The sequence below is a fragment of the Pseudomonas trutticola BRTCR10 genome, from assembly GCF_056155105.1.
In genome coordinates this window covers 2,085,619-2,108,131 of the sequence record NZ_CM149552.1, presented here as the reverse complement: position 1 = coordinate 2,108,131, position 22,513 = coordinate 2,085,619, and the positions used below count along the sequence as shown (strand labels likewise).

18 protein-coding genes are annotated in these 22,513 nt (G+C 58.9%); 8 read left to right on the top strand and 10 right to left on the bottom strand.

Annotated features, from left to right (window positions below; all coding sequences use genetic code 11):
- Window positions 1-5: 5 nt before the first annotated feature.
- The 5 genes from ACVVH8_RS09490 (at window position 6) to cobA (ending at window position 8,341) form a co-directional block, all read left to right on the top strand.
- Complete coding sequence (locus tag ACVVH8_RS09490) at window positions 6-1,664, top strand: bifunctional protein-serine/threonine kinase/phosphatase (RefSeq protein WP_475229662.1); 1,659 nt, start codon at window positions 6-8, stop codon at window positions 1,662-1,664.
- A gap of 413 nt (window positions 1,665-2,077) precedes the next feature.
- On the top strand, window positions 2,078-4,531 hold the full coding sequence (gene nirB, locus ACVVH8_RS09485) for a nitrite reductase large subunit NirB (protein ID WP_475229660.1): 2,454 nt from the start codon (window positions 2,078-2,080) through the stop codon (window positions 4,529-4,531).
- Window positions 4,528-4,845: a nitrite reductase small subunit NirD gene (nirD, locus tag ACVVH8_RS09480; protein WP_475229658.1), complete on the top strand. Its 318-nt coding sequence runs from the start codon at window positions 4,528-4,530 to the stop codon at window positions 4,843-4,845. The genes nirB and nirD overlap by 4 nt, the downstream gene beginning before the upstream one ends.
- Window positions 4,845-7,559 (top strand): nitrate reductase, encoded by a 2,715-nt coding sequence (locus ACVVH8_RS09475; RefSeq protein ID WP_475229656.1) that lies wholly within the window; start codon window positions 4,845-4,847, stop codon window positions 7,557-7,559. The genes nirD and ACVVH8_RS09475 overlap by 1 nt, the downstream gene beginning before the upstream one ends.
- A gap of 14 nt (window positions 7,560-7,573) precedes the next feature.
- Window positions 7,574-8,341: a uroporphyrinogen-III C-methyltransferase gene (cobA, locus tag ACVVH8_RS09470; RefSeq protein WP_475229653.1), complete on the top strand. Its 768-nt coding sequence runs from the start codon at window positions 7,574-7,576 to the stop codon at window positions 8,339-8,341.
- A gap of 62 nt (window positions 8,342-8,403) precedes the next feature.
- Here cobA and ACVVH8_RS09465 read toward each other — a convergent pair whose 3' ends face one another.
- From ACVVH8_RS09465 to ppsA, 8 genes are all read right to left on the bottom strand, one after another.
- A complete protein-coding gene (locus ACVVH8_RS09465) occupies window positions 8,404-9,438 on the bottom strand; it encodes an OmpA family protein (RefSeq protein ID WP_103303880.1) in 1,035 nt (344 codons plus the stop codon).
- 107 nt (window positions 9,439-9,545) lie between these two features.
- Complete coding sequence (gene sigX, locus ACVVH8_RS09460) at window positions 9,546-10,136, bottom strand: RNA polymerase sigma factor SigX (protein ID WP_011333251.1); 591 nt, start codon at window positions 10,134-10,136, stop codon at window positions 9,546-9,548.
- 90 nt (window positions 10,137-10,226) lie between these two features.
- On the bottom strand, window positions 10,227-11,051 hold the full coding sequence (locus ACVVH8_RS09455) for a mechanosensitive ion channel family protein (protein ID WP_007916401.1): 825 nt from the start codon (window positions 11,049-11,051) through the stop codon (window positions 10,227-10,229).
- Between the two features lie 2 nt (window positions 11,052-11,053).
- The gene (locus ACVVH8_RS09450; protein WP_008076827.1) at window positions 11,054-11,302 is read right to left on the bottom strand and encodes a hypothetical protein; all 249 of its coding nucleotides are present in this window, start codon (window positions 11,300-11,302) and stop codon (window positions 11,054-11,056) included.
- A 63-nt stretch (window positions 11,303-11,365) separates the two neighbouring features.
- The gene (locus tag ACVVH8_RS09445; RefSeq protein WP_103303879.1) at window positions 11,366-12,361 is read right to left on the bottom strand and encodes a zinc transporter ZntB; all 996 of its coding nucleotides are present in this window, start codon (window positions 12,359-12,361) and stop codon (window positions 11,366-11,368) included.
- Window positions 12,362-12,383: 22 nt separating this feature from the next.
- The gene (gene rraA / locus ACVVH8_RS09440; protein WP_103303878.1) at window positions 12,384-12,875 is read right to left on the bottom strand and encodes a ribonuclease E activity regulator RraA; all 492 of its coding nucleotides are present in this window, start codon (window positions 12,873-12,875) and stop codon (window positions 12,384-12,386) included.
- Between the two features lie 226 nt (window positions 12,876-13,101).
- Window positions 13,102-14,091, bottom strand: a complete 990-nt coding sequence (locus tag ACVVH8_RS09435) for an alpha/beta fold hydrolase (RefSeq protein WP_103303877.1) — start codon at window positions 14,089-14,091, stop codon at window positions 13,102-13,104.
- A gap of 96 nt (window positions 14,092-14,187) precedes the next feature.
- The gene (gene ppsA, locus ACVVH8_RS09430) at window positions 14,188-16,563 is read right to left on the bottom strand and encodes a phosphoenolpyruvate synthase (RefSeq protein WP_103303876.1); all 2,376 of its coding nucleotides are present in this window, start codon (window positions 16,561-16,563) and stop codon (window positions 14,188-14,190) included.
- A gap of 174 nt (window positions 16,564-16,737) precedes the next feature.
- Here ppsA and ppsR point away from each other — a divergent pair, with 174 nt between their 5' ends.
- Complete coding sequence (gene ppsR / locus ACVVH8_RS09425; RefSeq protein ID WP_064116928.1) at window positions 16,738-17,556, top strand: posphoenolpyruvate synthetase regulatory kinase/phosphorylase PpsR; 819 nt, start codon at window positions 16,738-16,740, stop codon at window positions 17,554-17,556.
- Between the two features lie 121 nt (window positions 17,557-17,677).
- On the opposite strand, the gene ACVVH8_RS09420 is transcribed toward ppsR, so the two are convergent.
- Entirely contained in the window at window positions 17,678-19,087 is a 1,410-nt protein-coding gene (locus tag ACVVH8_RS09420) for an aminotransferase-like domain-containing protein (protein ID WP_475229651.1), read from the bottom strand.
- Window positions 19,088-19,177: 90 nt separating this feature from the next.
- Here ACVVH8_RS09420 and ACVVH8_RS09415 point away from each other — a divergent pair, with 90 nt between their 5' ends.
- Both ACVVH8_RS09415 and ACVVH8_RS09410 read left to right on the top strand, forming a co-directional pair.
- Entirely contained in the window at window positions 19,178-20,098 is a 921-nt protein-coding gene (locus tag ACVVH8_RS09415; protein ID WP_475229648.1) for a DMT family transporter, read from the top strand.
- A gap of 51 nt (window positions 20,099-20,149) precedes the next feature.
- Window positions 20,150-20,878 (top strand): alanyl-tRNA editing protein, encoded by a 729-nt coding sequence (locus ACVVH8_RS09410; protein ID WP_475229646.1) that lies wholly within the window; start codon window positions 20,150-20,152, stop codon window positions 20,876-20,878.
- Window positions 20,879-20,895: 17 nt separating this feature from the next.
- Here ACVVH8_RS09410 and prpD read toward each other — a convergent pair whose 3' ends face one another.
- Window positions 20,896-22,380 carry a 2-methylcitrate dehydratase gene (gene prpD, locus ACVVH8_RS09405; protein WP_475229643.1) on the bottom strand — a complete coding sequence of 495 codons (1,485 nt, stop codon included), beginning with the start codon at window positions 22,378-22,380 and terminating at the stop codon, window positions 20,896-20,898.
- Window positions 22,381-22,513 lie beyond the last annotated feature (133 nt).

Below are 22,513 nucleotides of genomic sequence, written 5' to 3'. Positions count from 1 at the left end.
CATCGATGGCCCTGCAACTGAGTTTTGCCGAAGCCAGCGCCACCGGCCCGCGTGCGGAGAATCAGGACGCCTTGCGCCTGGTCACACCCGCTCCGGCGCTGGCGGTGAGCAAAGGCTATCTGTTCGCCATTGCCGACGGTGTCAGCCAGTGCGCCGATGGCGGACTGGCTGCGCGTTCGACGTTGCAGGCCCTGGCGCTCGACTATTACGCCACGCCGCAAACCTGGAGCGTGGCGCAGGCGCTGGATCGGCTGCTGCTCGCGCAAAATCGCTGGTTGCAGGCCAATGGCGGCGGGCAGCCGTTGCTGACCACGGTCAGTGCCTTGGTCATGCGTGGTCGGCGCTTTACCCTTGCCCACGTAGGCGATTGCCGGGTTTATCGCTGGCACGCCGACAGCTTGCAGCGCATCTCTGAAGATCACGTTTGGGATCAGCCAGGCATGCAGCATGTGCTCAAGCGCGCGCTGGGGCTGGATCAGCACCTGGTGCTGGATTTTCTCGACGGCGAACTGCGTGGCGGCGAGAGCTTTGTGCTGCTCAGTGACGGTGTCTGGTCGACCTTGGGCGATACCGCCATTGCGGCGATCCTGCGTGACCAGCCGGATCTGGCCAGCGCTGCACAAACGCTGGTCAACGCGGCGCATCTGGCGGGGAGTCAGGACAATGCCAGTGCCTTGCTGGTGCGGGTCGATGGTGTCGGCGAGTCGAATATTGGCGATGCGTTGATTCATTTGCAGCAATGGCCACTGCCGCCGCCGTTGAAACCGGGGCAATCGTTCGAAGACTGGCAAGTGCAAGGCATCGTCGCTCAGAGCCAGCAATCGCTGCTCTATCGGGTGCTTGATGGTCAAGGCCAGACCTGGCTACTGAAGACCCTGCCCACGCGTTCGGCTGACGATTCCTACGCCGCGCAAGCGTTGCTGTCAGAGGAATGGTTCCTCAAACGTGTGGCCGGGCGGCATTTCCCTGAAGTCCATGCGTGCAGCCAGCGTCAGCATTTGTACTACGTGATGCGCGAATATTCCGGGACGACGCTGGCGCAACTCGGGCATCTATCCTTGGCTCAATGGCGAGACATAGCCGAACGCTTGCTACGTGCAGTCGGGCTACTGCACCGGCGGCAGATTCTGCATCGCGACATCAAACCGGAAAACCTGCATTGGGGCGACGACGGTGAACTGCGCTTGCTGGATTTTGGCCTGGCGTATTGCCCGGGCCTGTCCGAAGACGCGGCGTCGACGCTGCCGGGTACGCCAAGTTATATCGCCCCGGAAGCGTTTCGCGGTGATCCGCCGAGTGCGCAGCAGGATTTGTACGCTGTGGGTGTGAGCCTGTATTTCTTGTTGACCGGGCACTTTCCCTATGGCGAGATCGAAGCCTTTCAACGGCCGCGTTTTGGTGTCCCGGTGAGTGCCAGTCGCTATCGGCCTGATGTGCCGGAATGGCTGGCACAGAGTCTGGAGCGCGGGGTGGCGGCGGATCCGCAGCAACGGTTTGAAACGGCTGAGGAGTGGTTGTTGGTGCTGGAACAGGGGGAGCGGCGGAGTTTGAGTGTGCGGCCCAGACCTTTATTGGAGCGTGAGCCAATGAAGGTTTGGCGGACGATGGCGTTGCTGGCATTGCTCGGGAATCTGGTGCTGCTGGTGTTGTTGTTTCACAGCTGAACCGAGGCGCGGCCATCGCGAGCAGGCTCACTCCTACAATTTGAAATGCATTCTCCTGTAGGAGTGAGCCTGCTAGCGATGACGTAAGCCCAATCACCACAAATCCCCCCTGCCTGAACGCCCCACGAACGAGCAACCCGCTTCGATACAGTGCAAAAAACCACCCGCAATAACCGACCCGCCCCAATGAACCGGGCACTGCTCCACTTGGCACAACCACTGCATTAGCCCTTTCAACAAACACATAAAGCCCAACCTTCAACGACGAAGGCTGCGCTTCCCGAGAGAACGGGACCAGGACAAAGGCGTCCTCGCTAGGCAACTAGCGGGACGCCTTTTTTTGTTTGCGCAAAATTTCTCGAGCAAGGCCTGACTGCCCACAAGAGGCTAGCCGCAGCTCCCCGGAGAACCTGATGAAAAAACTCAAACTGGTGATGATCGGCAATGGCATGGCCGGGGTTCGCACCCTGGAAGAACTGCTCAAACTGAGCAATGAGCTGTACGACATCACCGTCTTCGGCGCCGAACCGCACACCAACTACAACCGCATCCTGCTGTCACCGGTGCTGGCCGGTGAGCAAACCTTCGAAGAGATCGTGCTCAACGATCTGGATTGGTACCTGGAAAACAACATCAAGTTGCTGCTCAACCGCAAGGTTGTGCAGATCGACCGGGTCAAGCGCCGGGTGATTGCTGAGGACGGCACTGAAGCCGAATACGATCGCCTGCTGATCGCCACTGGCTCGACGCCGTTTATTCTGCCGATCCCAGGCAACACCTTGCAGGGCGTGATCGGCTACCGCGACATCGCCGACACCCAAACGATGATCGACACCGCGAAAACTCACAAACACGCGGTGGTCATTGGCGGCGGCCTGCTCGGCCTCGAAGCCGCCAACGGTCTGATGCTGCGCGGCATGCACGTGACCGTCGTGCACATCGGCGAATGGCTGCTGGAACGGCAACTGGACAAAACCAGTGGCCAACTGCTGCAAACCGCCCTCGAATCCCGTGGTTTGCACTTCCGTCTGAGCGAGCAGACTCAGGCCCTGCATGACGCCGGCAATGGCCGCGTCGGCTCGGTGCAGTTCAAGAATGGCGACATCATCCCCGCCGATCTGGTGGTGATGGCCGCAGGTATCCGCCCCAACACCGAACTCGCGGAAAAGGCCGGCATCCCGTGCAACCGAGGGATTCTGGTCAACGACACCCTGCAAACCTACGACCCACGCATCTATGCCATCGGCGAGTGCGCCAGCCATCGTGGTATCGCCTACGGTTTGGTCGCGCCGCTGTTCGAACAGGCCAAAGTCTGCGCCAACCACCTCGCACAATTGGGTTTCGCCCGTTATCAGGGCTCGGTGACGTCGACCAAATTGAAAGTCACCGGCATCGACCTGTTTTCCGCCGGTGACTTCATGGGTGGCGAAGGCACGGAAACCATCACCCTCTCCGACCCGATTGGCGGCGTGTACAAAAAACTGGTGATCAAGGATGACGTGCTCGTCGGCGCCTGTCTGTACGGCGATACGGCAGATGGCGGTTGGTATTTCCGGCAGATTCGTGAGAATCACGCCATTGGCGAGATCCGCGATCACCTGATGTTTGGCGAAAATGCTCTAGGCGACGTAGGACATCAGGGCCAGGACAAAGCCATGGTCATGGCCGACACCGCCGAAGTCTGCGGCTGCAACGGTGTGTGCAAAGGCACCATCGTCAAAGCCATTCAGGAACACGGCCTGTTCAGCGTCGATGAGGTGAAGAAACACACCAAGGCTGCCAGTTCCTGCGGCTCCTGCGCCGGGCTGGTCGAACAGATCCTGATCAACACCGTCGGTGGCGCAGCCGACGTCAAACCGAAAAGCGAAAAAGCCATCTGCGGGTGCAGCGACCTCAATCACGGCCAGATTCGTCAGGCCATTCGCGAGCAGCATCTGCTGACCATCGCCGGCACCATGAGCTACCTCAACTGGCGCACCCCGAACGGCTGCGCAACGTGCCGCCCGGCCCTCAACTATTACCTGATTTCCACCTGGCCCGGCGAAGCCAGGGACGACCCGCAATCACGCCTGATCAACGAGCGCGCCCACGCCAACATCCAGAAGGACGGCACCTACTCGGTGGTGCCACGCATTTGGGGCGGCGTGACCAACCCTTCGGAGCTGCGGCGGATTGCCGACGTTGCCGACAAGTACAACGTGCCAATGGTCAAGGTCACCGGTGGTCAGCGCATCGACTTGCTCGGCATCAAGAAGCAGGATCTGCCGGGCGTGTGGAAAGATCTCGACATGCCCTCCGGCCACGCCTACGGCAAATCCATTCGCACGGTGAAAACCTGCGTCGGCAGCGAGTTCTGCCGCTTCGGCACGCAGAATTCGACACAACTGGGCATCGAACTGGAACACGATCTGTTCAACATGTGGTCGCCGCACAAAGTGAAACTGGCTGTCTCCGGATGTCCACGCAACTGCTCGGAAGCGGGGATCAAGGACGTAGGCATTATCGGCGTCGACTCCGGTTGGGAGATGTACATCGGTGGCAACGGCGGGATCAAAACCGAAGTCGCCGAATTCTTCGTCAAGTTGAAAACCGCCGAAGAAGTCCGCGAATACAACGGCGCGTTCCTGCAGCTCTATCGCGAAGAAGCCTTCTACCTCGAACGCACCGTGCACTACCTGCAACGGGTCGGCATGGAGCACATCAAGAAAGCTGTGCTGGAAGACCCCGAGCGCCGCAAGGCGCTGAACGAACGCCTGCAATTCTCCCTGTCGTTCGAACAGGATCCGTGGAAAGAGCGGCTCGCGCAGCCACTACTGAAGAAAGAATTCGACGTCATCCCCGTGAAAAACCTGGAGGTGCCGGCATGAACTGGCTCGATATCTGTGCCCTCGAAGAGATCAACGCCCTCGGCTCGCGGATCATCGCCGGGCCCAAAGGTGACATCGCGATTTTTCGTACAAGCGATGATGAGGTTTTCGCCCTCGACGACCGCTGCCCGCACAAAGGTGGGCCGTTATCCCAAGGTTTGATCTACGGTAAACGCGTCGCCTGCCCACTGCATAACTGGCAGATCGACCTGCAATCCGGCGAAGCGCAGGCGCCGGACATCGGTTGCGCTCACCACCACCCGGCGCGAGTCGAGAATGGTCGCGTGCAATTGGCCCTGCGGGACGTCCTCTGATGAGCCGCCAGACGACCGCTTCGACCTGCTGTTATTGCGGGGTTGGCTGCGGCGTGCTGATCGAGCATGACGGCGAGCGCATCCTCGGCGTCAGCGGCGATCCGACGCATCCGGCCAACTTTGGCAAACTCTGCAGCAAAGGCTCGACCCTGCACCTGACCGGTGATCTTGCGGCGCGGGCGCTGCACCCGGAACTGCGCCTGGGTAAAAGTCTGGCCCGCAGTCGTACGGATTGGGACACCGCGCTGGAGCACGCCGCTAACGTGTTCGCCCAGACCATCACTGAGCACGGCCCGGACAGTGTGGCGTTTTACATCTCCGGACAACTGCTGACCGAGGATTACTACGCCTTCAATAAACTGGCGCGGGCGCTGGTCGGCACCAACAACATCGACAGCAATTCCCGGCTGTGCATGTCTTCAGCGGTGGTCGGCTACAAACGCAGCCTCGGCGCGGATGCACCGCCGTGCAGCTATGAAGATCTGGACCTCAGTGATTGCGTGATGATTGCCGGCAGTAACATGGCCTACGCCCATCCGGTACTTTTCCGTCGGCTGGAAGAGGCGAAATCCCGCCGACCGCAGATGAAAGTCATCGTCATTGATCCGAGGCGCACCGACACCTGTGACCTCGCGGATCTGCACCTGGCGATTCTGCCCGGTACCGATGTCGCGTTGTTCCATGGGATTTTGCATCTGCTGTTGTGGGAAGACTGGATCGACCGCGACTTCATCCAGGCCCACACCGAAGGCCTCGCCGAGTTGAAGAACCTGGTGCGCGATTACGCCCCGCAGATGGTTTCGCAACTGTGCGGGATCAGTGTCGAGCAATTGCAGCAGTGCGCTGAATGGGTGGGTACTTCACCGAGTTTCCTGTCGCTGTGGTGCATGGGTTTGAATCAGTCCACGGCTGGCAGCGCGAAGAACAGCGCTTTGATCAATCTGCATCTGGCCACCGGGCAAATTGGACGCCCGGGCGCCGGACCTTTCTCCCTCACCGGTCAGCCGAATGCCATGGGCGGACGCGAAACCGGCAGCCTGTCGAATCTGTTGCCGGGGCATCGTGAAGCAGCCAACCCGCAGCATCGTGCCGAAGTGGCGGCTTATTGGGGTGTCGATCATCTGCCGGAAAGCCCCGGCCTCAGCGCCATCGAACTGTTCGAACAGGTGCGAAGCGGCAAGATCAAGGCGCTGTGGATTGCCTGTACCAACCCTGCGCAATCGATGCCGGATCAACACTCAGTGCGAGCGGCACTTGAGGCCTGCCCGTTTGTGGTTCTGCAAGAAGCCTTTCGCACCACAGAAACCGCTGCGTTCGCTGATCTGCTGTTGCCCGCTGCAAGCTGGGGCGAAAAGGACGGCTCGGTGACCAATTCCGAGCGGCGGATTTCCCACGTCCGCAAGGCCGTAGTCGCACCAGGTGACGCACGGCCGGACTGGGCGATCACGGTGGATTTCGCACAACGGCTGGAGAAACGTCTGCGCCCCGGTGAGTCGTCTCTGTTTACGTTCACCCGACCTGCGCAATTGTTCGATGAATTCAAAGAGCTCACACGTGGCCGTGATCTGGATTTGTCCGGGATCAGTCATGCGTTGATCGACGAGATTGGACCGCAACAGTGGCCCTTCCCCACCGGTGCCCGTGAAGGAACAGCGCGGTTGTATAGCGACGGTATTTTCCCCACAGCCAATGGTCGCGCGCAGTTCATTGCCGATCCTTACCGCGCCGCCAGGGAACAACGTGATGCGCGCTTTCCGTTGACCCTGATCACCGGCCGTCTGCGCGATCAATGGCACGGTATGAGCCGCACCGGCACGGCGGCGCAACTGTTCGGCCATGTCAGCGAAGCGGTGTTGAGCTTGCATCCGGATGAGTTGCGCCGGCAGCGTTTGCAGCCGGGTGATCTGGTCAATCTTAAAAGTCGTCGCGGCGCGGTAATTGTTGCGGTCGGCAGCGATGACAGCGTGCGTCCGGGCCAGGCGTTTCTGCCGATGCACTGGGGCGACCGCTTTCTCAAAGGCGGCGTGAACAGCCTGACCCTGCCGGCCTTTGATCCGCTGTCGAAACAACCGGAACTGAAACACAGCGGCGTACGCCTTGAACCGGTGAATTTGCCTTGGCAACTGTTCGCACTGATCGAGGGCAATGTTCAACGCCATTTCGAGACGCTGAGACCGCTCTGCGAGGTATTTTCTTACGTCAGTTTCAGCCTTGTCGGACGTCAACGATCGGCATTGCTGATCCGCGCAGCCAGCCCCGAGGCGCCGGATGCGTTGTTACTCGCTGAAATCGACCGATGCCTGACATTGATCGAGGGGCCGGTATTGGCCTACGACGACCCGCGTCGGGCCATCGGTAAACGGGTGCGCATCGAAAACGGTCGGATCACTGCGATTCGACTGGCCGGTGAAACCCTCGCTCAGCATTGGCTGCAAAGCCTGTGGCTGGAAGGTCGCGCCGACCAGCAACTGCGGCGCTGGCTGCTGGCGCCGATGAGTGCGCCACCGGCCAGCGCCGGGGCGCTGGTCACTGCGGATAAAACCCTGTGCAGCTGCAAAAACGTCAGCCTCAATGCGGTCAGCGCCGGCATTCGCCAAGGCCTGGATCTGCAAGGTTTGAAAAACACGCTGGGCTGCGGCACGCAATGCGGCTCTTGTGTCCCGGAAATAAAGCGCTTGCTGGCTGCCGACGTGCAACCAGTCGCCGTCATCTGATGAGGAAAAACACCATGCATGCAAAAGTCTGGTTGGTGGGCGCTGGCCCCGGCGATCCCGAACTGCTGACCCTCAAAGCGGTGCGCGCCTTGCGTGAGGCCGATGTGGTGCTGATCGATGATCTGGTCAACGAAGCCGTTTTGGAACACTGTCCGACCGCGCGAATCATTGCGGTGGGCAAACGCGGTGGCTGCCGTTCGACACCGCAAGCGTTTATCCATCGGCTGATGCTGCGCTATGCCCGCCAGGGGAAATGCGTGGTACGGCTCAAGGGCGGTGATCCGTGCATTTTCGGTCGGGGTGGTGAAGAGGCGCAGTGGTTGCGCGAGCGTGGTGTTGCGGTGGAGCTGGTCAATGGCATTACTGCCGGGCTGGCCGGGGCGACTCAATGCGATATTCCGCTGACCCTGCGTGGGGTGGCGCGTGGGGTGACGCTGGTGACGGCGCACACCCAGGACGACAGCCAGTTGAACTGGCAGGCACTGGCGCAGGGCGGCACGACGCTGGTGATTTACATGGGAGTGGCAAAGCTGGGCGAGATTCGTCAGCAGTTGTTGGCGGGGGGCATGGCGGCGAATACACCGGTGGCGATGATCGAGAATGCATCGCTGCCGCAGCAGCGGGAATGCCGCAGTGATCTGTTGGCCATGGAAGAGGATGCGGGGTTTTTTGGATTGAAAAGTCCGGCGATTTTAGTAATTGGAGCTGTGGCCGCGGTTGCAGAAGATCAAAAGATTGCAACCTGCGGCAGCTCCTACACTGAGAGTGCTTGCGCCCTGTAACGCCAAATCGCAGGCAAAGAAAAGCCCGGCCTGAGCCGGGCTTTTCTCGTAGCGGCAGCTAATTACTTAGCTTGAGCTTCAACCTGCGCTTCTACGCGACGGTTTACAGCGCGGCCAGCTTCAGTTTTGTTGTCAGCAACTGGGCGGGATTCGCCGTAGCCAACAGACTGAACGCGGGACGATTCAACACCGTACTGGTTGGTCAGAACTTGCTTAACGGCGTTTGCACGACGCTCAGACAGTTTCTGGTTGTAAGCGTCAGGACCGACGGAGTCAGTGTGACCTTCAACAGTAGTGGTGGTGGATGGGTACTGCTTCATGAAGTCAGCCAGGTTTTTGATGTCGCCGTAGCTGTTAGGCTTGACTACCGACTTGTCGAAGTCGAACTTCACGTCCAGCTCAACACGAACAACTTCAGCAACTGCCGGGCAGCCATCAGCGTCAACAGTTACGTTGGCTGGGGTGTCTGGGCACTTGTCAACGTTGTCGCAAACGCCATCGTTGTCGCTGTCGGAGCAGACTTCAGCTGGTGCTGGAACTGGAGCAGCAGCAGGCTTGGAGCCGCCACCGAAGTTCACACCGATACCGACGCTAGGAGCCCACTCGGTGTCGCCCTGGTCGATGTTGTACTGAGCTTCAACGCCAGCACGGGCGTAGAAGTTTTCGGTGAAGTACAGTTTTGCACCAGCGCCAACGTTGGCGAAGGTGGAGCGGTCACGACCGCCGGAACCGTTCTGACCGATGCTCTGATCGGAGAAACCAGCCGAAACGTACGGACGCAGCATGTCGCCCGGGTTGTTGAAGTGGTACAGAGCGTCCAGAGCGGTGTTGGCGCCCTTGATGTTACGACCGTCGTCGGAACGAACGTTGTGTACTTCGTCGTAGCCCAGACGCAGTTCAACGTCGTCGGTCAGGAAGTAACCGATCGAGCCACCGAACAGGTTGCCGTTGTTTTTGAAGTTACGAGCGCTGTCGAATTGTTCTTTCTTTGCGAAGCCTTCGATTTCAACTGCGCCTTGGCCTTGTGCCAGAGCGCCGAACGAAGTGGCGGCAATCAGAGAACCAATGGCCAAGCCCAAGGTGTTTTTCAGTTTCATCCGTTAAATCCCCATCTGGTGATTGTGAAGCAGTCCCGCAAACCGGGGGACAACTCGGCGGCAAGTCTATCAGAACTTGCCTACACGTAAGAGATATTTGCGCCGAACTAAGTTTCAGCAATGCCTGCAAATTTCTCACGCAATTTATCTAGAGCACGCTTGTAACGCATTTTTGTCGCACTCAAACCCATGTGCATGATGTCTGCGATCTCCTGAAATTCCAGTTCTGCGACAAATCGTAGCACCAGAATTTCGCGGTCAATCGGGTTCACATACACCAGCCAGCGATCAAGCCCGCCCTTCTCCTCGGGTTTTGGCGCCTTTTCTTCGGACGCTTCCTCAAGGGGGTCAAGACTCAATGCGTCCATCAAGCGACGCTTTCGCCGTTCCTTCCGATACTGCGTAATACATTCGTTGTACGTGATGCTGTATAGCCATGTCTTGAACTTCGATTTGCCCTCGAAGTTCTTCAGGCCGTACAGCACCTTCAACATGACTTCCTGACAGACATCGTCTGCGTCGCGATCGTTCCCAAGATATCTCGCACAGACGTTAAATAATGTTCGCTGGTAACGCCGCATCAGTTCTTCATAAGCGCGCGTTACGTGAAAAAGCTCGGTATGCGAGCGCGCGACCAACTCCTCATCAGAGAGTTCGCGGGGGTCGTAGCGCGTGGATAGCGTTTGGGCTTTATTCAAAACAAGTCGTGCCGACAGTCAGGTCAATGTCCACCGCAACCAGCCTCAGCTGGCATTTTGCGGCGGCATACATTAGCAGGGTTTGCCGGGTTAGCGGCTACTCACATGCTGTTCCAGCAGGATCCGATTGGAAAGAGAGACTAGCTCACCCTCATCGGTCAGCAATGTGGTTTTAACCGTGCCGATCTCTTCGATCTGGCCTTCGACCTCGCCAACACGCACTTGTTGCCCAACCTGATACAACTCACGCACATAGATTCCCGCGAGAATCTGACCGGCAATTTCCCGGCTTCCCAACCCCATGGCCAGCGCAACCGCCAGACCAACGGTAATCAATACGATGACGATCACATGGTTCAGCAGGTCAGTCTTGACCTCAAGCTGACTGATCGCGACCGAGATGCTGATGATGATCACCAGCCCTTGTGCAATTCGCCCCAATCCCGAAGCGTAGTCCAGGCCCACGCCTTCTGCCGCCCCGCGCACCAGGCCATTGGCCAGTTGCGCGAGCAGAACACCTACCAGCAACACCAGCGCGGCGCCGAATACTTTCGGCAAATACAACGCCAGCATATCCAGCGTAGCTGAAACTCGCTCAAGTCCAAGGGACTCTGCTGCAGAAACCAGGAAAATAAGCAGAACGAACCAATAGACGATCTTGCCGATCAGAGTCGAGATCGGTACTTGCAGCCCCGCACGCGACATCAACTTGGTCAGCCCTGTGCCGCCCATCAGGCGATCGAGGCCCAGTTTGGCGAGCAACTTGGACAACAAGGTATCGAGCAGTTTGGCCACGACAAAACCCAACAGCAGCACGACCAGTGCGCCGAACAGGTTCGGGATGAAGTTGGCGACTTTGGTCCACAACGCAGTCATTGCAGTGACGAGGCTCTGAGTCCAGAGATCAAGTTCCATATTCAATCAGCCTTATCAGCAGTGCGAGCGGTAGGTTTACGAAGACGGGAAACCGGCGAGACATGCGCCGATCCATTATTCAGGGCGATCATCAACGCGGGCAGCCAGCGGCCCAGCAGGCTGAACAGATCGCCGGCACCGACCTGGCGGTTGGCGGTTTTGAGCACACGGCCCAGGCACGCATCGTCGTCGCGGCTGGACGGCGAAGCGTTGAGCATGTCGCGTAAAGACTGTTCAAACGGATCGTGCATACGCACCTCTCGTGATGTCTGTGAAAGACGCGGGCAAATTTGGTCGGGTCACATACGCCATCTTCATACCCAGCGCAAACGACGGAATAACCACCACTGACCGAAGGCCAGGGCGAGCACCGTCAAACAGGCGATCAGGAAACCATAGGGGCTGCTGGAGAATGGAATTCCGCCAACGTTGATACCCAACAGGCCGGTGATGAAACTCATCGGTAAAAAAATGCAGGTGATGATCCCGAAGCGGTACATCGTGCGATTCATGCGTTCGCTCAAACGCCGGTCTTCGGCCTCCAGCACAAGCCCCACGCGCTCTCGGGTCAATTCGAGCTCTTCGAGATAGCGGGTCAGGCTGTTGTTCAGTTCGTTCCAGTAATCGGCGTCATCATCGACAAACCACGGCATTTTGATCCGCGTCAGTTGACCAAAAATGTCTCGTTGCGGAGCGAGAAAACGCTTGAGTCCGGCCGCCCTGCGACGGATGTGCAAAATGGCGCCGTGCTCCGGGGTATACCGTTCGTCGGCATCCATCTTTTCTTCTTCCTCATCGGCGATTTCCGAGAGGCAAGTGACCAGATCCTGCACCTTGTTGGTGAGGAACTGCGCCAGATAAAGGATGAGTTCAGAGGAGGTTTTCGGGCCTTTACCGTCCGCCAGGTCAGCCAACAACTCATCGGTGGCACGCAACGGACGCAAACGCAGGGAAATCACCCGTTGCGCAGAAGCAAAAATCCGCACCGAGACCATGTCTTCAGGCTCAGCCCCCGGATTGAGATTGACTCCGCGCAGAAACAGCAGCAGCTCGGAATCCGGCAGCGGCAACAGGCGTGGTCGTGTGTTCTCTTCAAGCAGCAGGTCGCAGGTGAACTCGTTGAGCCCGCTGGATTTGCGCAGCCAGGTCTGGGTTTGCGGATGACTGCGATCCCAATGCAGCCACAGGCTTTCATGCGCCTGCAACTGCAAATCGTCGAGCTCAGTCCGGGCTATCGAACGCGCACCGCCTTTACCGTCCAGCACCAGGGCATGCACCAGCCCCCATTGCGCGTTTTCTTCCTCGAACATCCGCATCCCTTTGTCGAAATTCTTATTCAGGCATCTTCAGCGGGCTCGGCGAGACGATCACGCCGTTGTTATCCGCATAAATGTAGTGGCCCGGTTGAAACGTCACACCGGCAAAAGTCACCGCCACGTTGAGGTCGCCGATACCGCGTTTTTCGGTTTTCATCGGGTGACTGGCCAGCGCCTGCACGCCCAGATCGGTTTGCGCGATGACGTCGACGTCGCGGATGCAGCCGTAGATCACCAGCCCTTCCCAGCCGTTTTTCGCGGCTTTCTCGGCGATCATGTCGCCCAGCAGCGCACGACGCAGGGAACCACCGCCATCGACCACCAGCACCTTGCCGTTGCCCTTGAGTTCCGCTTGTTCCTTGACCAGCGAGTTGTCTTCGAAGCACTTGATGGTCACGATTTCGCCGCCGAACGAATCACGGCCGCCGAAATTGCTGAACATCGGTTCCAGCACCTGGACCAGCTCCGGATAGGCGTCGCACAGGTCAGGCGTAAGGTAATGGTTCATCGAAAAGCTCCTGCAATAAGGAAGACGATCAAGGATGACGCGCTCTGAAGAGACGAGTTCCGGCAGTCGCTGTTTACCTTAGTCCATCCCATGGTCGCTGAACGAACCTGAACAAACCCTGAAACGTAATAGCGAAACAGCCACCAAATATGACCAGAACCGCACAATGCGTCATATCTTAGCCGCAAGCCGAGCCGAACGAAATGCCCTCTTCAGCGCCTTCAGCTCAAACGGCGGCTGCCAGATCCGCCTTTTCGCCCAGTAACGGCGTCTGCTGATCGCTCAACCAACGCGCCACCAGCGGCCACACCTCCACCTGCGCGGCCTTGCTCACCAACATTTCGACATGACCGAAATTGTCGTTGAAACCGTGTTCGCGCCCCAGATTGACGAACTGCTTGTGCTCGGAGCCAATCTGCTCGAAGAGTTTGCGACAGGCCCAGGCCGGGTCCTGATGATCCCCCACCGCACTCACCGCCAGTACCGGCACTTGCACATCGGCAAGACCGGCCCACCAGTCCTTGTCCTTGTCGCCAAAACGGCCGAACAGGCCGTACCAGCGCATGCTTTCGAGGGCCAGACCGATCGGCTCGTCTTCCGGCCCTCGTTTCAGGCGCGAGCCGGACAGCTGCGCAAAGCGCTTGAGAATGAAGCGACCGCTCCACTCCACCGGCGGGATTTTCAGCGGCCAATAGGTGCGACTCACTTGCGTGCCGAAAAACGCCGCCGAGGCCACGGCAGGCTCACCGAGGTATTCACCACCGAGCGCCGCCGCCAAGGTGATGCCACCCAGCGAATGGCCGATCCAGTGCGGTACTTGCCCGCTCTGCTCTCGCACGAACGCAGCAATCGCCGGCAGATCGTAACGGGCATAGTCGGCGACACGGTTACGTCGGTATTCCTCGTTGCGCTGCGACAGGCCGTGGCCGCGCATTTCCGGAATCCACACATCGAAACCCAGGCGCGTCAGATACGCGCCCAGCCCCAGCCCCTTCGGTGAAAACCAGAAACGCCGATTGGAAAAACTGCCGTGCAATAAAATCACCGGCACACCACGTGGCGCGGAATCATCGGCCATACCCAAACGGGTGACGGCGATCTCCACGGACCAGTCGGGGCTGTTGCCGGGTTTCAAGCGATACACGTCTTCGCTCAGATCACCACGCCGTTCGGCGCTGATCAGGGCGACAGGAAACAGGTTGCTGCTGCTTTGCATAATGCTCTTGCACAAAAAAGGGCGGCATCCACAGGAGCCCGCCCTACTCAAATCTCAAACCCGCTCCCACAGAGGAGCGGGCCGTTCACATACTGATCAAGCCTGAGCTTGACCTTCGGCCAGGAAGAACCAGGTTTCCAGTACGGTGTCCGGGTTCAGCGACACGCTTTCGATGCCCTGCTCCATCAGCCACTTGGCCAGATCCGGGTGGTCCGAAGGACCCTGACCGCAGATACCGATGTATTTGCCAGCCTTGTTGCACGCGGCAATCGCGTTGGCCAACAGCTTCTTGACCGCCGGATTACGCTCGTCGAACAGGTGCGCGATGATACCGGAATCGCGGTCCAGGCCCAGGGTCAGCTGAGTCAGGTCGTTGGAGCCGATCGAGAAACCGTCGAAGAACTCGAGGAATTCTTCGGCCAGAATCGCGTTGGAAGGCAGTTCGCACATCATGATCACGCGCAGACCGTTTTCGCCGCGCTTCAAGCCGTTTTCGGCGAGCAGATCGACCACCTGGCTGGCTTCGCCCAAAGTACGAACGAAAGGCACCATGATTTCGACGTTGGTCAGGCCCATCTCGTTGCGCACACGTTTCAGCGCGCGGCATTCGAGTTCGAAGCAGTCGCGGAACGATTCGCTGATGTAACGCGAAGCGCCACGGAAGCCCAGCATCGGGTTTTCTTCTTCCGGCTCGTACAGTTTGCCGCCGATCAGGTTGGCGTATTCGTTGGACTTGAAGTCCGACAGACGCACGATGACCTTCTTCGGTGCGAACGCTGCAGCGAGGGTGCTGATGCCTTCAACCAGTTTCTCGACGTAGAAACCGACCGGATCGTCGTAACCGGCAATGCGCTTGTCGACGCTTTCCTTGATTTCCTGCGGCAGACCGTCGTAGTTCAACAGCGCTTTCGGGTGCACACCGATCATGCGGTTGATGATGAATTCCAGACGGGCCAGGCCCACGCCGGCGTTCGGCAACTGCGCGAAGTCGAAAGCGCGGTCCGGGTTGCCGACGTTCATCATGATTTTGAACGGCAGCTCCGGCATGGCATCGACGGAGTTCTTCTTGATGTCGAAGCCCAGCTCGCCTTCGAAGATGTAACCGGTGTCGCCTTCGGCGCACGAAACGGTCACACCCTGGCCATCCTTCAGCAGTTGGGTAGCGTTGCCGCAACCGACGACTGCCGGAATGCCCAGTTCACGGGCGATGATCGCTGCGTGGCAGGTACGGCCGCCACGGTTGGTAACGATGGCGCTGGCGCGCTTCATCACCGGTTCCCAGTCCGGGTCGGTCATGTCGGAAACCAGCACGTCGCCCGGCTGGACCTTGTCCATCTCGGACACGTCTTTAATGATCCGCACTTTACCGGCGCCAATGCGCTGGCCGATAGCACGACCCTCAACCAGCACAGTGCCGGTTTCTTTCAGCAGGTAACGTTCCATGACGTTGGCCTGGGTGCGGCTTTTCACGGTTTCCGGACGGGCCTGCACAATGTACAGCTTGCCGTCGTCACCGTCCTTGGCCCACTCGATGTCCATCGGGCAGCCGTAGTGTTTCTCGATGATCATTGCCTGCTTGGCCAGTTCGCTGACTTCAGCGTCGGTCAGGCAGAAACGTGCACGCTCGGCCTTGTCGACATCGACAGTCTTGACCGAACGACCGGCCTTGGCCTCGTCACCGTAGATCATCTTGATGGCTTTGCTGCCCAGGTTGCGACGCAGGATCGCCGGGCGACCGGCCTCCAGCGTGCCTTTGTGCACGTAGAACTCATCCGGGTTCACCGCGCCTTGAACGACGGTTTCGCCCAGGCCGTAAGCGCCGGTGATGAACACCACGTCACGGAAACCGGATTCGGTATCGAGCGTGAACATTACGCCGGCAGTGCCGGTTTCCGAACGCACCATGCGCTGCACGCCGGCCGACAGGGCGACCAGTTTGTGATCGAAGCCCTGGTGCACGCGGTAGGAAATCGCACGGTCGTTGAAAAGCGAAGCGAACACCTCTTTGGCGGCGCGGATGACGTTTTCCACACCACGGATGTTCAGGAAGGTTTCCTGCTGACCGGCGAAGGATGCGTCCGGCAGGTCTTCGGCGGTGGCGGAAGAACGCACCGCTACGGCCACGTCAGGGTTGCCGGCCGACAGCGCGGCGAACGCGGTGCGGATCTCGGCATTCAGTTTTTCGGGGAATTCGGCTTCCATGATCCATTGACGGATCTGCGCGCCGGTCTTGGCCAGGGCATTGACGTCGTCGACGTCGAGCGCGTCGAGGGCCTTGTGGATCTGGTCGTTGAGGCCGCTCAGTTCGAGGAAATCACGATAGGCCTGAGCCGTCGTGGCGAAGCCGCCGGGGACCGAAACACCGGCGCCTGCCAGGTTACTGATCATCTCGCCCAGGGATGCGTTCTTGCCCCCCACATGCTCAACATCGTGTTTGCCGAGCTTATCGAGGGAAACTACGTACTCTACCAAGGTGATCTCTCCACTAACTGTGTTGGAAAAGCTCAGAAACCGGCTGCTCGGGGGAGCGTTGGCCGGTTGTATGGCCTGGACCTGGAAAATAAGTGAGAATGCTGGCCAATGGCGGCCGGCAAATCGCGCCTATCATATCCAAGATTGCTTATTAGCTTAAGGCCCAAGGTGCAAATGAAACGATCTGCTTTCTTTATCTCCGATGGCACCGGCATCACCGCCGAAACCCTGGGTCAAAGCCTCTTGGCGCAGTTCGAAAACATTACCTTCAGCAAATTCACGCGACCGTACATCGACAGCGTGGAAAAAGCGCGGGCCATGGTACAACAAATCAACAAAGCCGCTGAAACCGACGGCTTTCGCCCGATCATCTTCGACACCATCGTCAATCAGGACATTCGTGAGATTCTCGCAACGTCCAATGGTTTCATGATCGACATTTTCTCGACCTTCCTCGCCCCGCTCGAGCAGGAACTGACCGAGCATTCTTCCTACACCGTCGGCAAGTCCCATTCGATCGGGCACAACTCCAATTACATGGAGCGCATCGAGGCGGTGAACTTCGCCCTCGACAACGACGACGGCGCGCGCACGCACTATTACGACAAGGCTGACTTGATACTAGTGGGCGTGTCGCGATGTGGTAAGACGCCGACGTGCCTGTACATGGCCATGCAATTCGGCATCCGCGCAGCGAACTATCCGCTGACCGAAGACGACATGGAGCGCCTGACCCTGCCGTCCGCCCTGCGCGCCCACCAGCACAAGCTGTTCGGCCTGACCATCGACCCGGACCGCCTCACCGCGATCCGTAACGAGCGCAAACCCAACAGCCGCTATTCGAGCTACGCCCAGTGCGAATTCGAAGTGCGCGAAGTGGAAAATCTGTTCCGCCGCGAGAACATCCCGAACATCAACTCCACGCATTTTTCGGTGGAAGAGATTTCGGCGAAGATTTTGGTGGAGAAAGGCGTGGAGCGGCGCTTCAAATAATTTTGCGGTGTCCGGGCTGACGCCATCGCGGGCAAGCCAGCTCCCACAGGGTTTTGTAGTGAATGCGAAATTTGCAAACACTAGAGAAACCTGTGGGAGCGGGCTTGCCCGCGATGAACGATCACACGGTCTCTGTCAGTGCGCGATTTAAAGCCTCAAACCCCGCCAGCAACAAGCCGTCATCCCCTACCGAGTTACACACACTCACCCGAATAAACTGCGGCACCGCTGCATGCCCCACCGCAAACGCCTCGGCTGTGGCAACCAGGTAGTTGCGCTCCTTCAGTTCAGCGGCGATCTGCGACGCGCGCCACAACTCAGGCACTTCCACCCAGAAATGCGGACTGTGGCTGTGCGTCTTGTAGCTCAGCCCTTCCAGCGCCCCCGCAACCAACGCCTTGCGCCGGGTGATCTCGTTGATCTGCTCATCCAGCAAACGCTCGGCCATGCCGTTTTCGATCCACTGGCTCGCCACTTCCATCGCCAGTGGGTTGGCCATCCAGCAGGTGCCACGAATCGCAGCACTCAGGCGACCGATCAATGCCTGCGGTGCATGCAGATAGCCGATGCGCAACCCTGCTGAAACAGCCTTGCTCAAACTGCCGATCAACACCGAACGCTCCGCGGCGTAATAACTCAGGGGTAGCGGACGCTGGCGATCCAGCACCGCATGGGCTTCATCTTCAATGATCAGTAGATTGTGTTCACGACAGACCTCGGCAATCGCCTCGCGCCGCGAGACGGACATGATCGCAGCCGTAGGATTCTGGATCGTCGGCGTGCAATACAGCGCCGAGACGCGGTGCTGACGGCAAATGTCCTGCAGAGATGAAGGCAACAGTCCTTCGTCATCCATCCCCGCACCAATCAGTTTTATCCCGAGCTGACGTGCGACGCTGATCAATCCGGGGTAGGACAAATGCTCGGTGACCACGGTGTCGCCGGCCTTGAGCAACCCCATCAACGCGCACAACAGGCCATGCTGCCCGCCGTTGACGCACAGCACATGATCGGCGTGAGGCGCGAAATCCCCGTGACGCAGCCAATCAGCTCCCGCCGCGCGATGCCTTGGCAGCCCACCTTCGGGGGTGTACCCCGTCAATTGCTGCAAGCGTCGCGAATCACTCGCCAGGGTGTGCAGGGCTTGGCTCATCAAGGCCGTTTCCTGCCCGGGGATCGGCTGATTCCGGCTCATGTCCAGGCAGGCTTGCGGTTCATCGCTGACATTGCGAAAGCCCTTGTCCTGCGGACGTTCCATCCCGCGCTGACGCACATAAGTGCCATCGCCTACGCGCGCCACCACCAGTCCTACACGCTCCAATTCGCCGTAAGCACGACTGATGGTGCCGATGGTGACGCCAAGACTGTCGGCCAACAGTCGGTGAGGCGGCAGCTTGCTACCGGGTTCGATGACCCCGGCACCGATGGCTTTTTCGACCGCATCCGCGAGCCGCTTGTACTTCACACCGACGCCATGGGCGAGGCCGTCACGGAGGATTGACACCATGGCAATACTTACTTTGACACTCATTCTCGCCCCGAATAGCGTAAGGAAAACAGGTTCAATCAGGGATAGACCTTTTCAGTGACGAGGTCAATTCTGCCGTCCGGAGCACCCAGCATGTCGACCGCTATCAGCACACCGTTGAACATCAGCAAGCCGTGGCTCGGCGGGTTAGTCACCAGCCTGCTGTTTCTCATCGTCTGTCTGAGCTGGGGCACCACGTGGCTGGGGATAAAGATTGCCGTGGAAAGCGTGCCGCCCCTGACGGCCGCCGGCCTGCGTTTTCTGATTGCCTTCCCGCTGTTCCTGGGTTTCGCCGTATTACGCAGGGAGCCTTTGTTGTTTCCCCGGGAAAGTCGCTGGTTTTTCGTGTTCGTCACCTTGTCGTACTTCAGCCTGCCGTACTACTTGCTCAACTACGGCGAGATGCATGTCTCCTCCGGCCTGACTGCCCTGTTATTCAGTGGCATGCCGGTGTTCATCCTGATTTTTTCCGCGATGTTTCTGCGCGAGCAAATCCACCCCGCGCAGATGCTCGGCATCGCCATCGGCTTCGGCAGTCTGTTCATGATTATCCGCAGCCAGGGCTTGCATCTGGATCAGGCCGAATGGCTTGGCGTGCTGGCGATTCTCGGCGCGGCGATCCTGCATGCCCTGTGCTACGTGGTGACCAAAAAGCATGGCAGCGCGATCAGCGTAATCACTTACAACACCCTGCCCATCGGCATCGCCGGTTTGATGCTGCTGGTGGTAGGCCTGGGTCTGGAAAGCCCGACATTCGCCTCGATCACCCCGCGCTCGTGGGGCGCCCTGCTCTACCTCGGACTTGTGGCGTCGGTCGGCGGCTTTATCGTCTATTTCATCCTGCTCAAACGTTTGAGTCCGGTGCTTCTGTCGTTCGTCTTCATCATCTTTCCGGTGTTCGCCGTGATCATCGGCGCCTGGTACGAAGGCACGCAAATTTCTCGCGACCTGATGCTCTATTCGGCGACCCTGCTCGCCGGTTTCGCCATCACCAAACTGCCCGTCAAGCGCTGAAAAACACTTGTCGATTCGCAGCAGAACTCACTTTGAACATTGGAGGTTCAAATGTCGGTACACACCATGGAAACCCTCAGCCTGTTTAACAATGCTCCCTACCAGCGCGACTTCAGTGCGCGGGTCATCGCGGTGGTTGATCAAGCCGTCGTGCTGGAACACACCCTCTTTTATCCAACCGGAGGTGGGCAACCCGGGGATACCGGGTATTTCAGCCTGCCGGATGGCACGCGGATCAACGTCACGGGCACGGTGCGCGATCCCTTGCTGCCGTCGATCATCTGGCATCAGGTAGAGCAATGCCCGCCGCACCTGTGCACGGGCGCCCTGCTCAATGCCAGCCTCGATTGGCAGCGGCGCTATCAACACATGAAGATGCACACCTGCCTGCACCTGCTGGGTTCGATCATCAATGCGCCGGTAACCGGGTGCAGCATCAGCGCCGACAAGGGACGCCTGGATTTCGACCTGCCGGAAATGACCCTCGACAAAGAGTGCATCACTGACGAACTCAACGCGCTGATTGAGCAGGCCATTCCAGTCAGCACTTTGTCGATGCCGGCCTCGGAATACCCCGCACTACTGCAAAGCGCCGGCAGCAAAACCGCGAAACCGCCAGTGATTCAGGGCGACCTGCGGATGGTCGAAGTCATCGGCATCGATATCCAGCCCTGTGGCGGCACCCATGTGCAAAACACCCGGGAAATCGGCCGAGTGTTTTGCGAAAAAATCGAAAAGAAAAGCAGGAACAATCGACGGGTGATCCTGCGATTCGAATGACGACGCCTGCGCCGACCTCAGATCACCAACAGGTCGACAAAGCGGTTCACCGCGGTCGCTTCAAGCTGCGTCTGATCCTTGCACAACGCGAAGATCTCGGCGCAGCGTTGCCCCGTGAAACGGGTGGCGAGGTTTGCCTTGAACTTGTCTTCGAGCAACGGCACTCCTTCGGCGCGACGTCGACGATGGCCGATCGGGTACTCCACGATCACGTTCTCGGTACTTGAACCGTCCTTGAAAAACACCTGCACGGCGTTGGCAATCGAGCGTTTGTCGGCCTCCAGATACTCGCGGGTGAAGCGCGGCTCTTCGACGATGACCATTTTCTCGCGCAGCACATCGATGATCGGATGCGCCTTGTGGAAGTCGTCTTCGTATTGCTCGGCCACCAGATTGCCGAAGGCCAGCGGCACAGCGGTCATGTACTGGATGCAGTGATCGCGGTCGGCCGCGTTGGCCAGCGGCCCGACCTTGGAAATGATGCGAATCGCCGATTCATGGGTGGTGATGACGATTCTGTCGATCTCGTGCAGGCGATTGCGCACTTGTGGATGCAGTGTCACGGCGGCCTCGCAGGCCGTTTGCGCGTGGAATTCGGCGGGGAAGCTGATTTTGAACAGGACGTTTTCCATCACGTAACTGCCGAACGGTCGCGAGAAACTGAAGGCGCGCTTGTTTTCGGGCTTTAACGCCAGATCGTTGTTGGTGTGGCTGAACAACACGTCATAGAAACCCCACTTCCTGGCACTGAGCACACCCGGAATACCCATCTCGCCGCGCATGGCGATGTCGGCCAGACGCACGCCGCGGCTGGACGCATCCCCCGCCGCCCAGGATTTCCGCGATCCGGCATTCGGTGCATGCCGATAAGTACGCAGCGCCTGGCCATCGGCGAAGGCGTGGGACAGTGCCGATAGCAGTTGCTCGCGATTGGCGCCCATGAGTTTGGCGGTGACTGCCGTCGAGGCAACCTTCACCAGGATGACGTGATCGAGTCCTACGCGGTTGAAGGAGTTTTCCAGGGCAATCACGCCTTGAATCTCGTGGGCCATGATCATCGCTTCCAGCACATCGCGGATTGTCAGCGGCGCTTCACCGTTGGCCAGACGTTTTTGCGACAGATGATCGGCCACCGCGAGAATCCCGCCGAGGTTATCCGACGGATGCCCCCACTCGGCAGCGAGCCAGGTGTCGTTGTAGTCGAGCCAGCGCACGATGCAGCCAATGTCCCAGGCGGCTTTGACCGGATCGAGACGATAACTGGTGCCGGGGACCCGTGCGCCAAACGGCACGACGGTGCCTTCGACGAGGGGGCCCAGGTGTTTGGTGCATTCGGGGAAACGCAGGGCCAGCAAACCACAGCCGAGCGTGTCCATCAGGCAGTTGCGGGCGGTGTTCAGGGCTTCGGCAGATTCGACTTTGAAGGTGAGGACATAGTCTGCGATGTCCTGCAGGACACGGTCGTAGTCGGGGCGGTTGTTCAGGTCGACGTTGGCGCTCATGTTCGATTCACTCTTGAAGTGGTTCGTTGATGGGACCTCGGTTCAGGGCTAACGATTTCTTATGGTTGAAATGCAGATAACTGTAGGAGTGAGCCTGCTCGCGATGGCGGCGTGTCAGGCAACATTGATGCTG

What these genes read in the sequence shown, in the direction of transcription:
- ACVVH8_RS09475 (WP_475229656.1), top strand. Translation starts at nt 4,845, where the DNA reads ATGAGCCGCCAGACGACCGCTTCGACCTGCTGTTATTGCGGGGTTGGC.
- ppsR (WP_064116928.1), top strand. Translation starts at nt 16,738, where the DNA reads ATGAAACGATCTGCTTTCTTTATCTCCGATGGCACCGGCATCACCGCC.
- ACVVH8_RS09455 (WP_007916401.1), bottom strand. Translation starts at nt 11,051, where the DNA reads ATGGAACTTGATCTCTGGACTCAGAGCCTCGTCACTGCAATGACTGCG.
- rraA (WP_103303878.1), bottom strand. Translation starts at nt 12,875, where the DNA reads ATGAACCATTACCTTACGCCTGACCTGTGCGACGCCTATCCGGAGCTG.
- ACVVH8_RS09410 (WP_475229646.1), top strand. Translation starts at nt 20,150, where the DNA reads ATGTCGGTACACACCATGGAAACCCTCAGCCTGTTTAACAATGCTCCC.
- nirB (WP_475229660.1), top strand. Translation starts at nt 2,078, where the DNA reads ATGAAAAAACTCAAACTGGTGATGATCGGCAATGGCATGGCCGGGGTT.
- ACVVH8_RS09465 (WP_103303880.1), bottom strand. Translation starts at nt 9,438, where the DNA reads ATGAAACTGAAAAACACCTTGGGCTTGGCCATTGGTTCTCTGATTGCC.
- ACVVH8_RS09420 (WP_475229651.1), bottom strand. Translation starts at nt 19,087, where the DNA reads ATGAGTGTCAAAGTAAGTATTGCCATGGTGTCAATCCTCCGTGACGGC.
- ACVVH8_RS09445 (WP_103303879.1), bottom strand. Translation starts at nt 12,361, where the DNA reads ATGTTCGAGGAAGAAAACGCGCAATGGGGGCTGGTGCATGCCCTGGTG.
- ACVVH8_RS09490 (WP_475229662.1), top strand. Translation starts at nt 6, where the DNA reads ATGGCCCTGCAACTGAGTTTTGCCGAAGCCAGCGCCACCGGCCCGCGT.
- nirD (WP_475229658.1), top strand. Translation starts at nt 4,528, where the DNA reads ATGAACTGGCTCGATATCTGTGCCCTCGAAGAGATCAACGCCCTCGGC.
- prpD (WP_475229643.1), bottom strand. Translation starts at nt 22,380, where the DNA reads ATGAGCGCCAACGTCGACCTGAACAACCGCCCCGACTACGACCGTGTC.
- ACVVH8_RS09415 (WP_475229648.1), top strand. Translation starts at nt 19,178, where the DNA reads ATGTCGACCGCTATCAGCACACCGTTGAACATCAGCAAGCCGTGGCTC.
- cobA (WP_475229653.1), top strand. Translation starts at nt 7,574, where the DNA reads ATGCATGCAAAAGTCTGGTTGGTGGGCGCTGGCCCCGGCGATCCCGAA.
- ACVVH8_RS09435 (WP_103303877.1), bottom strand. Translation starts at nt 14,091, where the DNA reads ATGCAAAGCAGCAGCAACCTGTTTCCTGTCGCCCTGATCAGCGCCGAA.
- ACVVH8_RS09450 (WP_008076827.1), bottom strand. Translation starts at nt 11,302, where the DNA reads ATGCACGATCCGTTTGAACAGTCTTTACGCGACATGCTCAACGCTTCG.